This is a genomic window from Pseudoalteromonas sp. TAP-3C (assembly GCF_059888565.1).
The window spans coordinates 1,679,156-1,691,584 of record NZ_CM187618.1 but is presented as its reverse complement, the minus strand read 5'-3'; the positions used below and the strand labels follow the sequence as shown (position 1 = coordinate 1,691,584).

Below are 12,429 nucleotides of genomic sequence, written 5' to 3'. Positions count from 1 at the left end.
AAACGTTAATTATTACGAAAATGCAGACTCGGCGAGTTCTTCTTGCATTTGTTCACGCATTTTAAATTTTTGCAATTTGCCGGTTACCGTCATCGGGTAATTTTCAACAAAGCGGATATATTTAGGCTGTTTAAAGTAGGCGAGTTTGTCTTTCAAGAACAGCCGAATTGCATGCTCATCAAGTACTTCACCTTCTTTAGGTTGGATCCAAGCACACACTTCTTCGCCAAATTTTTCATCACTGATACCGAAAATAGCCGCATCTTGTATGCCAGGGTAAGTGTAAAGCATTTCTTCAATTTCACGTGGATAAATGTTCTCCCCACCACGAATGATCATGTCTTTAATTCTGCCAACAATACTGACAAAGCCTTCGCTGTCCATCACCCCTAAATCGCCTGAGTGCAACCAGCCTTTATTATCAATAGTGGCTTTGGTTTTCTCTTCATCGTTCCAGTAGCAACGCATTATGCCCGCACCACGGCTGCATACCTCGCCAGGTTGGCCTATTTGTTGAATTTCACCCACCTCATTAATAATTTTCACCTCAGTATGTGCAAGTGCTCTACCAACGGTGGTCACTTGTCGGTCAATCGATGAGTCGGTTTCGGTAATATTATTGATTGGGCTGCATTCTGTTTGGCCATAGCCAATCACAATTTCTTTCATATGCATTAGCGTTTGAACTTTGCGCATCACTTGCTCTGGGCAAGTTGAACCTGCCATAACGCCCGTTCGCAGTGTACTTAGGTCATAATCATTAAAATTATTAAGTTCTAATTCGCTTATAAACATAGTAGGCACACCATGAAGCCCTGTGCATTTTTCTTGCTGCACAACCGCCAATGTGGTTTTGGGATCAAATGAATCACTTGGATAAATAGCAGCAGCCCCTTTACTAACACATAATAAACTACCTAATACCATGCCAAAACAGTGATATAACGGTACAGGAATACAGAGCTTATCGTTATGAGTAAAATGTATAGCGTGTGCTACAAGTAGGGCATTATTAAGAATATTTTTATGGGTTAGTGTTGCCCCTTTGGGATTACCTGTGGTGCCAGAAGTAAATTGAATATTAATATCTTGATTGCAATCGAGCGTTTTCGCCACCGCTTGAAGTTCGAGTTCATGTGCATCTGATGGCATATTTAAAATGTCATTAAATGAGAACATGCCATCGACGGGCTCGTCACCTATACAAATTATATTTTTTAATGAGGGTAATTTAGCGGCCTTTAAATTGCCTTTGCTACCATTATTAAGCTCAGGGGCTAAACTTTGCAGCATCTTAATATAGTGGCTGCCTTTAAATTCAGTGGCGGTAATAAGCGTAGAACATTCAACACTATTAAGTGCATATAGTAGTTCACTTGGTCGATAAGCTGGATTAATACACACCATGATTGCCCCTATTTTAGCTGTTGCAAATTGGGTCAAACACCACTGTATGTTATTCGGTGACCAAATACCGACCCGTTCACCGGGTTTGATCCCAAGCGCCAATAGCCCCATGGCGAGTTGGTTAACCTGTTGCTGAAATTGCTTGTAGCTTAAGCGAATATTTTGGTGAGTAACAACGACTGCAAGCGCCTCGGGGTTATTGTCGACAATTGAGTCAAAATAATCCCCAATAGTTTGCTCCACCAGTGGTGTACTCTGAATCCCTTTAAAATCTGACGAATCCCCACAAAATAAAAATTAATGGTAGACTCTCATGATTATTTGTGATCAAATTTTTTCACTATAAAAAAACTCACTCATAATCATGAAAGCCACCGAAATATTACACAAAGATATTGCCATTGCCTACCCTGAAATTCATAAAACACGTTTAAATACAGTCTTTACGTTTGTTAACTCAGGCTTGCGTGACCAGCGCGTTACTGTCACTTACCTAGGCCGCGGATTAAAATCATTTTCTAATACCGATAAAAAACATGATATTAAACGCGCAGACCGTTTGATTGGTAATGCTAACCTGCATCAAGAACGTCTTTGTTTCTATGAACATATGACCGAATGCTTAGTAGGCCAGCAACAACACCCACTTATTATCGTTGACTGGTCACCTATTAATGGCGGCGAAATATTTCAAGTGCTCAGGGCAAGCATACCAATGGGGGGAAGAGCGTTAACGCTCTATGAAAAAGTGTATCCTGAAAGCGAATTAAATACCGAAGCGGCTCATCAACACTTACTCGATAGCTTGGCACAGTGTTTACCTGCAGATTGTCAGCCTATTATTTTATCTGATGCTATTTTTAGAACGCCATGGTTTAAAGCCATAGAAGATAAAGGCTGGTATTGGCTTGGGCGCGTCAGAGGCAATGTGACCTTATCTAGCGACCTTGAGACATGGCGAAATTGTAAATCATGGTTTGAGCAAGCAACAGATAAACCACACCTTCTGACACAGATTTACTACGGAAAAACAGTTCGTTTCGCGTGCCAAGGTGTTTTGTTTAGAGGGAAAAACAAGGGACGTAAAAAAATCAAAAAACGGGGTGGGCAATCTCAATGTACAACGGTTAAATACCAACAACAAAAGGCCAAAGAGCCTTGGCTACTTGTGTTTAATTTACCTACACAATTTACAGATAAGCCTCAACGGATTGTGACTTTATATAAACAACGTATGCAAATAGAAGAAAGTTTCAGAGACACTAAGAATGCAAAACTTGGCATTAGTTTAGCCTTTGCAAATTCAAGAAGCGCAGAAAGGTTTGATAATTTATTGCTCATAGCGGCGTTAATGTTGTTTGTCTTATGGTGCATAGGGTACACCGTGTCGGCACAACAAGGGGATGCGGCATTACAAGCGAATACAGAGAAAAAACGACGAGTATTGTCCTATATTTATCTTGGCAAAGAAGTGGTTGATGATCCTAGGTATGAGCCTGATGGGCAGTTCATTATTTATGTGTATAGCCAGTTGTCACTTCTGACTATACAAATTGATAATTTAGGCTAAATTCGTGGGGATCTCTCAGCTTTAAAATAACTATTTGATAGCGGTATAGTGTTTATTTTTTCTATTTCGGTTAGCACTTTTTGTGTCGCTTTCATGACATTCTCCGTGTTTTTATCAATCCAAGGCCTGTTGATTAAATAAACACAAATTGTCGACAAAAGGAAGTGGGGTAGACTAATGTAGTATAATTTTTTGAGTAAAAATTGAAAAATTCAGGCATAAAAAAACGCGTGATATCGTACCTGCACGCGTTTTTATAAACAGACGATTCAATTACAGCTCGTCGCTGCGGTAGGTTTTTTTCATTATGTAAACATACGCATTAACGAACGCATTTTCTTGATATTTTTTAAGACCGGTATCTTCGAACGCAATAGGGATCGGGTTACGCTTTACCTGTTCTTTAATTTCACTGGTTGAAAACACACGTACATCAAGGTTGTCGATTAACTGAATAGCCGTTTCCATTTTGAACCCTTTAGCGCTGCCTGCAAATTTACCTTTAGGTTGGCGTTCACGAATAGCTACCGAATCAATTTGATAATCTTGCATTAGTTTTGCAAAATCAAATTGAAACTTACGCATTACTTCAGTGTCGTTACCATTACCTAAGGTAAAGCGTGTTTGGCGCACGTCACGAATATCAAAAACGTCATTATCTTTACTTAAAATACAAAGTAGTACATCACTACCGGTAATTTCTACACCACATGTTCTCATTGCTAATCTCTACTATAACCTAATTACTGGTTATTATACGCAACACGCATTAAAATGCGAGCTTAAGCGCCTTGAGTACGGCTTTAACAGGGTGCTAGGGTTAATTTTTTATTGTGATAATTTAAAACAAGCCACTAAAAATTATTAATCTGTCATTCCGCACCCTAAATCTGAATTAAATTAGTTCATTAAATGAGCGGTTGATCGAATTTTGTTAAAAAATACTTGACGGCGATCCCCATATTTGATCTATTACTCTCTTTTGAGAGCGCGTATTTATGTCTATCCCTTATGCCCAAAAACTCGAACACCACGGCTTAGTTGCTGGATTTTGTCACGATCTAGGTTTTGTCGATATTATTGATAACGCACTCGGTGGCGTGGCGCCTGAGCGCAACATCAGTTGTGGTCAATTAGTGTTGGCTATGGTGCTAAACGGCCTAGGTTTCACTGGCCGCACACTGCATATGTACAGCGAGTATTTTCAAGGCAAGCCGCTTGATAGATTAATTGGTGAAGGCGTATTACCTGAGCACATCAACGACGATGCGCTCGGTCGCTGTTTAGACACCTTATATGAATACGGCGTATCGAAGCTGTATCAGCAATTGGGTGAGGCGGTGGTAGAGAAATTAGGGTTACAAACCGAAGCTTTACACCTTGATTCAACAAGCTTTCATTACGATGGCAAAGCGACAAGCGAGCCTGATGATGACGAACCAAAACCTATCCGTATCGCGAAAGGTTATTCGCGCGACCATCGCCCTGAGCTCAACCAAGTGATACTCAATCTTATCTGTGAGAACCAGTCAGGCATTCCGGTTTATATGAAGCCTGCCAGTGGCAACAGCAATGATATGGAAGGCTTTAAACAGATTGTAAAGGCACATATTGGCAGTTTAAAAGCCGCGCAAGCCAGCCGCTACTTTGTGGCCGATGCCGCCTTGTATGTGCAAGAAACCATTAAAGATTTACATACTCAAGGCCAACTGTTCATTACGCGGGTACCGCAAACCCTCAAAGAAGCTAAAACCCTTGTTAAGCAAGCGCCTAACTTGAATTTCACCCCTATCTCACCTGGCTATGAAGGCGTGAGTTATGACAGTGAATACGGGGGGGTGAAACAAAAATGGCTACTCATTCGCCGTGAGCAGGCGTATAAGCGAGAGCAGCATAACCTGAACAAGCGTATGCTAAAAGCCGGAGAAGTTGCCCGCAAAAGCTTTAAAAAACTGTGTCAACAACGCTTCGCTTGCGAAAAAGATGCTCAAGCAGCCCTTGTCAAATGGCGTGGCAAACAAACGGTCTGTGATGTGGATGCACATGTTGTTGAAGTAGCCATTTTTAAGGGAGCAGGACGCCCTAAACTCGGACAATCTCCTGAGCGTATCGAATACCAGATTACGGGTGCATTATGCACACCACTGGCATCCAGAAAAGCCGCTTTACAACAACTGGGTTTGTTCATTATTGCCACCAATGATGTTAGCGACCATCTTGACATGGCAAACTTGCTGAGCAGCTACAAAGCGCAGCAGAATGTAGAAAAAGGCTTTCGATTCTTGAAAAGTCCCGACTTCCTTACGAGCGCTATTTACCTGAAAAAGCCTGAGCGCATTGAAGCGTTACTCATGGTAATGACTTGCTGCCTAATGGTGTACGCGGGGTTAGAGCATCAAATTCGCAAAACCTTGGTCGAGAAAAACTGCTACTTCCCCACAATGAAATACAAGCCGGGCCAACGCCCCACGGCACGCTGGGTGTTCCAGTGCTTCGAGCATATCATCATAATGTATTGGCCTGATAAGCCACCCATGGTGGCGAATATGCAGCCGCGCAATCAAACCATTGTTGATTGCTTGGGTGAAAAATATCAGCGGATTTATTCTTAAAATGGGTGCGGAAGATCGGATTAATTACTCATTTAAGCTAAAATTACGTGGTTTTTAATAGCTTAAAACTTGTAATTAGCGCTGCAGCACGCGACAATAACTTTTTTGTAGTTGAGCAGACTCAACATCTACATTAGCCATCTATGGCGAAAAATAGTCAATGCTTATTCGTAAAAGCGTTGTCGAGTCATTCTCATTTAATTAATTAAAAATACACGTGATACATTGTAGGTGTCACCACTGTATGTAAGGATTTATAATGCCAGTTATTACCCTCCCTGACGGTAGTCAGCGTAGTTTTGAAAACCCGGTAAGCACACTTGATGTTGCCAACGATATTGGTCCTGGTCTTGCTAAGGCAACCATCGCCGGTCGTGTTAATGGTGAACGGGTGGATGCATGTGATTTAATTTCAGTTGATTCTCGTCTTGAGATCATTACTGTAAAAGACGACGATGGTTTAGAAATTATTCGCCACTCTTGTGCACACTTAATTGGTCATGCCGTTAAGCAACTGTTCCCAGAGGCTAAAATGGCGATTGGTCCGACTATCGATAACGGATTTTATTACGATATTGATATGGAACATTCGTTATCTCAAGATGATCTTGATGCCATTGAAAAGCGTATGCTTGAACTTGCAAAAACAAACTACGATGTAGTGAAAAAAACCGTTAGCTGGCAAGAAGCACGTGACACATTTGCTGCACGTGGCGAAACATACAAAATTGAAATCCTGGATGAAAATATTGCTCAGGATGACCGTCCGGGGTTATACCACCACGAAGAATATGTAGATATGTGTCGTGGCCCACACGTTCCGAACATGAAGTTTTGTCAAAACTTTAAAATTATGAAGGTGGCAGGTGCGTACTGGCGCGGTGATTCAGACAATAAAATGTTGCAACGCGTTTATGGCACAGCATGGGGTGATAAAAAGCAACTCAAAGCGTACTTAAAGCGTTTAGAAGAGGCTGAAAAGCGCGATCACCGTCGTATTGGTAAAGCACTTGATTTATGGCACTGGCAAGAAGAAGCGCCAGGCATGGTGTTTTGGCACAACGATGGGTGGAGCATTTACCGCGAATTAGAAGAGTTTGTCCGTGAAAAACTCCGTGAGTACCAATACGAAGAAGTAAAAGGTCCAATGATGATGGACCGTTCGTTATGGGAAAAATCAGGTCACTGGGAAAAGTATTCAGAGGCGATGTTTACCACTGAATCGGAAAAGCGTGAATACGCAATTAAACCAATGAACTGCCCAGGTCACGTACAAATATTTAACCAAGGTTTAAAATCGTACCGTGATTTACCACTGCGTATGGCTGAGTTTGGTTGCTGTCATCGCAATGAGCCATCAGGTGCGCTTCATGGCTTAATGCGTGTGCGTGGTTTTACTCAAGATGATGCGCATGTATTCTGTACCGAAGAGCAGATCATGGATGAAGTATCGGCCTGTATTAAAATGGTTTACGATACATACGAAACATTTGGTTTTGAAAAGATTGTAGTTAAACTTTCAACTCGCCCAGAGCAACGTATTGGCGAAGATGAAATGTGGGATAAAGCAGAGCTTGCACTTGCTGATGCACTTAAAGCAAATGACATTGAATTTGATTACCTACCAGGTGAAGGGGCGTTTTATGGTCCTAAAATTGAATTTACTTTGTACGATTGCTTAGACAGAGCGTGGCAATGTGGTACAGTGCAGTTAGATTTTGCATTACCTGGTCGTTTGGGCGCAACATATGTTGCTGAAAATAACGAACGTCGTACACCTGTTATGATACACCGTGCTATATTAGGCTCTATTGAGCGTTTTATCGGTATTTTAACAGAAGAGTATGCTGGTTTATTCCCAACGTGGCTTGCACCTAAGCAAGTGGTGATTATGAATATCACCGATAAACAAGCGCCCTATGTGCAGGAAATAGTACAAAAATTAAATAAACTTGGAATTAGAGCCGCTGCTGACTTGAGAAATGAAAAGATTGGCTTTAAAATCCGAGAGCATACACTTAAGCGTATTCCCTACTTATTGGTTGTTGGCGATAAAGAAGTTGAACAACAAGAAGTGGCAGTACGAACTCGTACAGGCGAGGATTTAGGCAAATTTAATGTCGATGATTTTATAGCTAAAATTAGCGAAGAAATCAAAAGTCGACAGTAAAAATCGAGCGTGTAGAGCATATTAAATTAGCTAACTACACGCTTATATTATTGATATTCTTGGAGGAACGTACTATTAGAGGCGGCAAGAAAGGGCAACAAACAGCTCAAAAAAATCGTATTAACGAAGAAATTACAGCGCAAGAAGTTCGTTTAATCGACATCGACGGCGAACAGGCTGGAATTCAGACATTAAAAGACGCGCAAGCCATGGCTGATGCGGCGGGTGTTGATCTTGTAGAGATCAGTCCAAATGCTGAGCCGCCTGTTTGTAAAGTTATGGATTACGGTAAGTTCATCTTTGAAAAAAGCAAAGAACTAAAAGAGCAGAAGAAGAAGCAAAAGCAGATCCAGATTAAAGAAATCAAATTCCGTCCGGGAACGGATGAAGGCGATTATCAGGTCAAGTTGCGCAACTTACGTAAGTTCTTAGAAGCTGGCGATAAAGCGAAGATAACTATCCGCTTCCGTGGTCGTGAAATGGCTCACCAAGAAATTGGTATCGAATTATTAAACCGCATTAAAACCGATTTAGAAGAGTTAGCAGTTGTTGAGTCTTTCCCAAATCGTGTTGAAGGCCGTCAAATGGTTATGATGATGGCGCCGGTTGCTAAAAAGTAATAATTAGGCGATAATGCGCACCGAATTTAGCTCAGGTTTGCAAGTGGTGTGAAAGTACCCACCTGAGTTAACCGGTTTTAAAGTAAAACTGCGGTATTTATACTGGGTTTTCACCGGAACATAGCAGTAAGTTAGGCCTTTAAAGTGGAGCTATAGCAATATATCTCACGCCTGCTCACTAATTTTTAAGCAATACAATTGGAGTTATTGCAATGGCTTACAAGCTAAAAAGTCACAGAGGCGCAGCTAAGCGTTTCAAAAAGACTGCTTCTGGCGGTTTCAAGCGTAAACAAGCGCATCTTCGTCACATTCTGACCAAGAAAACTTCTAAGCGTAAGTTACACCTACGTCCTAAGATGATGGTTCATAAAAATGACCATGGTCTAGTTTCACGTATGTTACCGTTCGCTTAATAGGGGTTTTTAGAAATGGCAAGAGTTAAACGCGGCGTTGTCGCACGTGCACGTCACAAAAAAGTTTTAAAACAAGCGAAAGGTTACTACGGAGCACGTTCACGTGTTTACCGCGTAGCTTTCCAGGCTGTTACTAAAGCGGGTCAATACGCTTACCGTGACCGCCGTGCGAAAAAACGTACTTTCCGTCAATTATGGATTGCACGTATTAATGCAGCTTCACGTCAAAATGGTCTGTCTTACAGCCGTTTTATTAATGGTCTTAAAAAGACATCGGTAGAAATCGATCGTAAGATCCTTGCAGATATCGCTGTTTATGACCAAGTTGCATTTGCAGCGCTTGTAGCAAAAGCGAAAGAAGGCCTAGCGGCAGCTTAAGTTTTTGTATAAGTATTGAAAAGGAGCCGATGGCTCCTTTTTTTGTGCCTGTAATTTGAGTTTCAATAATTTATATCGAGCTTAAACGAATCGGTCGTTGAGGGGATTTTTTTGTTGAATCACCGCAGTTTTGGCAACTAAAAATGTTTAATTGCTATAATTTTCTTATTAATGCGTTTGTTAGAGAAGTATATGTTTATAAGTTTATTGGTTTTATCTGCAAGTATGGCAAATAGTAATTATTTACCGCCATTATTACCATGGGAAGGTAGTAGTACCTCATTACTGCAACAACAAGGACCCTTAACCACAGACTTTGAAATTTCAGCTGGGACATCATCACCTAATTATGCCGATACCATGGCTTTTGTCGATAGGTTAGTTGCAGCGAATCCTACGCAATTTAAATCTAAAACAATAGGCTACAGTAACAGTAAACGCGCTATAAAAATGTTGATTGCCAGTGAACAAGGCTTTTTTGATGCGGGTCAAATGGCCAATAGCACCAAGCCTACCGTACTTATTCAGGCGGGGATTCACGCAGGTGAAATTGATGGAAAAGATGCGATGTTTATGCTGCTTAGAGATATTGCTACAGGTAAGCGTCGAGATATTTTAAAAAGGGTGAATATATTATTTATCCCAATTTTAAACGTTGATGGGCACGAACGTAGTAGTGCGTTTAATCGTATTAATCAGCGTGGTCCGGTAAAAATGGGTTTTAGAACAAATGCCAATAACCTTAATTTAAATCGTGATTTCACCAAACTTGATACTCCCGAGGTTAAAAGTGTACTGGCAGTTATCAACAATTATAATCCGAACTTATACATAGACGTGCATGTTACTGATGGGGCTGACTATCAATACGATGTGACCTATGGTTACAACCCAGTATTTGCTAGTGAGTCGCCGGCTATTTCAGATACGCTCAATCGTTATTTTAAACCGCTAATTGATAAAGCGTTAACTAAACACGGGCATATACCAGGACCTTTAATTTTTGTTAAGGATAAGCAAGAATTTAAATCAGGGCTGGCTGGCTGGGTTGCAACACCGCGTTTTTCAAACGGGTGGGGGGATTTAAGATCATTGCCTACCATTTTAGTTGAAAATCATTCTTTAAAGCCATACAAGCAACGCGTGTTAGGGACCTATGTGTTTATTGATGGTGCTATTGAGGCTTTGGCATCACACAAAGACACACTTGCTAACGCTGTTAAAAAAGAACAGCAATTTGTTCCTCAGCATTTAGTAGTAAAACGTAGTTACTCGCAGCAAGCTGATCATATTGAATTTAAAGGTATTGCCTACTCTAAAACCTTAAATAAGTTATCAAATCAGCAAGAAGTAAGTTATTTAGGTAAAAAACAGAATTATGACAACCTCCCCATTTTTTGGCAAAAAGAGGTACAACATACAGTTAAAGTACCTAAATCATTTTTTATTCCGCCAGTTTACACGCATATAATTGAAAAATTAGCTTTGCATGGGGTGTCAATTAATAAGTTAACTGGTGCTAATACCCAGCCTTTAAAAATGGCTAAAGTAGCGCAGTATAGTTTTGACAAAGCACCGTTTGAAGGACGCTTTAGGGTCTCTGCCAGTTTTGAGTACGTCCCTGCTACGAATGTAGATTTAGACGGTTGGTTTGAAGTGAGTACGCAACAAAAATCAGGTGAACTTGCCGTGCATTTACTGCACCCTGAAGCACCGGACTCTTTTTTTGCATGGGGTGAGTTTAATACTATTTTTCAGCGTACTGAGTACATGGAGAATTACGCCTTGCTCCCGTTTGCTGAAACAATGCTCGCCAATAATCCAAAACTGGCGGAAGCTTTTAATAACAAAATTAAGCAAGATAAAGCGTTTGCTGATAATTCAGACGCGCGTTTAAATTGGTTATATGAGCACAGTCCATTTTATGACCATGCTTATCTGAAATACCCAATTTTAATGTCATATGAAGAGAATATAGTTATTCCAGCGCAAAAAGATAAAGAAATTTAAAATGAAAATAATCACTATTCCCGTAACCCCGTTTATGCAAAACTGCCGCATTATAATATGTGAACAAACCCAGCACGCTGTGGTGGTTGACCCCGGTGGTGATGCTGACAAAATTAATGCAGCGCTTAAACATCATAACTTAACCTTGTCGGCAATTTGGTTAACCCATGGGCATTTAGATCATGTGGGCGCTGCAGATAAACTGCGCGAGCAACACAAAACTAAAATAATTGGTCCACATCAAGACGAACGTTTTTGGTTCGATAACATACCAATGCAAGCCACTATGTTTGGTTTTGAGCCGATTAATGCTTTTTATCCAGATACATGGTTAGCGCATGGTGATAGCATAAAAGTTGGGCTGCTTGAATTCAAAGTGCTCCATTGCCCAGGGCATACGCCAGGCCATGTGGTGTTTTATCAACAAGCACACAGCACCGTTATTGTAGGCGATGTTATATTTAAAGGCTCAGTAGGGCGCACGGATTTCCCTAAAGGCGATAGTAAACAGCTTATTAACTCGATACAACGACATATAATGACGTTACCACAAAGCACCGCAATTTTGAGTGGCCATGGTGAAGACACTAATGTCGCCCATGAACAGGCAACTAATCCCTTTGTAAGTAGTCAGTTTGGCTGATGCGTATATTTGTTAAAAATAAGCAGACGGCTTTTTAAAAAAGCTGTATAATTTAACCAATTTATTAGATAAATAAGAAATAAAATGTCTCTAAATAACGTAGATCGCCAAATATTGGCACTTTTACAACAAGACGCAAGTTTATCAACCGCTGAAATTGCAGACAAAGTCGGTCTATCTCAATCTCCTTGTTGGCGTCGGATTGCCAAATTAGAACAAGATGGTTACATCAAAAGCAAAGTTGCTTTACTTGATGAAAAAAAGCTTGGTTTTGACATGTTAGTTTATGCCCATGTTCGCTTATCGAACCACGGTAAAAAGAATTTAGCTGAGTTTGAAAAGCTGATACTTAGTTATGATGAAGTAACTGAATGCTATACGATGGCGGGCACCATGGATTTTATGTTGCGTATTATTTCTAAAGGGATTGAAGGTTATGAACATTTTGTACGCGACAACCTGCTTAGCCTAGAGTATGTACAAGAGGTGCATTCTAATGTCACCATGACTTGCGTTAAACGCAGCACATCACTGCCACTTTAAATAGATAAAATCAAAACTATATCGTCATCAATGTACTGTTAGAGTAAAAATGAATAAGCGAAA

10 protein-coding genes and 1 pseudogene are annotated in these 12,429 nt (G+C 40.6%); 9 read left to right on the top strand and 2 right to left on the bottom strand.

The features are described from left to right. Positions 1 to 12: 12 nt before the first annotated feature. A pseudogene (locus tag AC6H44_RS07960) lies at positions 13 to 1,683 on the bottom strand (AMP-binding protein); the annotation flags it as partial. Between the two features lie 88 nt (positions 1,684 to 1,771). Between AC6H44_RS07960 and AC6H44_RS07955 the strand changes: the two are divergent. Beyond that, on the top strand, positions 1,772 to 2,977 hold the full coding sequence (locus AC6H44_RS07955) for an IS4 family transposase (RefSeq protein ID WP_500735106.1): 1,206 nt from the start codon (positions 1,772 to 1,774) through the stop codon (positions 2,975 to 2,977). Between the two features lie 273 nt (positions 2,978 to 3,250). Here AC6H44_RS07955 and AC6H44_RS07950 read toward each other — a convergent pair whose 3' ends face one another. Further along, the gene (locus tag AC6H44_RS07950) at positions 3,251 to 3,697 is read right to left on the bottom strand and encodes a DUF3010 family protein (protein ID WP_500738326.1); all 447 of its coding nucleotides are present in this window, start codon (positions 3,695 to 3,697) and stop codon (positions 3,251 to 3,253) included. A 278-nt stretch (positions 3,698 to 3,975) separates the two neighbouring features. On the opposite strand from AC6H44_RS07950, the gene AC6H44_RS07945 reads away from it, so the two are divergent. From AC6H44_RS07945 to AC6H44_RS07910, 8 genes are all read left to right on the top strand, one after another. Then, positions 3,976 to 5,589 carry an IS1634 family transposase gene (locus AC6H44_RS07945; protein WP_500736251.1) on the top strand — a complete coding sequence of 538 codons (1,614 nt, stop codon included), beginning with the start codon at positions 3,976 to 3,978 and terminating at the stop codon, positions 5,587 to 5,589. A gap of 259 nt (positions 5,590 to 5,848) precedes the next feature. Further along, positions 5,849 to 7,759, top strand: a complete 1,911-nt coding sequence (gene thrS / locus AC6H44_RS07940) for a threonine--tRNA ligase (protein WP_500738325.1) — start codon at positions 5,849 to 5,851, stop codon at positions 7,757 to 7,759. A gap of 59 nt (positions 7,760 to 7,818) precedes the next feature. Continuing rightward, positions 7,819 to 8,379 carry a translation initiation factor IF-3 gene (gene infC / locus AC6H44_RS07935; RefSeq protein WP_500738324.1) on the top strand — a complete coding sequence of 187 codons (561 nt, stop codon included), beginning with the start codon at positions 7,819 to 7,821 and terminating at the stop codon, positions 8,377 to 8,379. A 212-nt stretch (positions 8,380 to 8,591) separates the two neighbouring features. Then, positions 8,592 to 8,792: a 50S ribosomal protein L35 gene (gene rpmI, locus AC6H44_RS07930; RefSeq protein ID WP_004587840.1), complete on the top strand. Its 201-nt coding sequence runs from the start codon at positions 8,592 to 8,594 to the stop codon at positions 8,790 to 8,792. Positions 8,793 to 8,807: 15 nt separating this feature from the next. Beyond that, positions 8,808 to 9,170, top strand: coding sequence for a 50S ribosomal protein L20 (gene rplT / locus AC6H44_RS07925; protein WP_008110477.1), 363 nt, complete (start codon positions 8,808 to 8,810; stop codon positions 9,168 to 9,170). A gap of 192 nt (positions 9,171 to 9,362) precedes the next feature. After that, positions 9,363 to 11,180, top strand: coding sequence for a M14 family metallopeptidase (locus AC6H44_RS07920; protein ID WP_500738323.1), 1,818 nt, complete (start codon positions 9,363 to 9,365; stop codon positions 11,178 to 11,180). A 1-nt stretch (position 11,181) separates the two neighbouring features. Then, positions 11,182 to 11,823 carry an MBL fold metallo-hydrolase gene (locus AC6H44_RS07915; protein ID WP_500738322.1) on the top strand — a complete coding sequence of 214 codons (642 nt, stop codon included), beginning with the start codon at positions 11,182 to 11,184 and terminating at the stop codon, positions 11,821 to 11,823. Positions 11,824 to 11,907: 84 nt separating this feature from the next. Further along, a complete protein-coding gene (locus AC6H44_RS07910; RefSeq protein ID WP_500738321.1) occupies positions 11,908 to 12,366 on the top strand; it encodes an Lrp/AsnC family transcriptional regulator in 459 nt (152 codons plus the stop codon). The last annotated feature ends 63 nt before the right edge of the window (positions 12,367 to 12,429 follow it).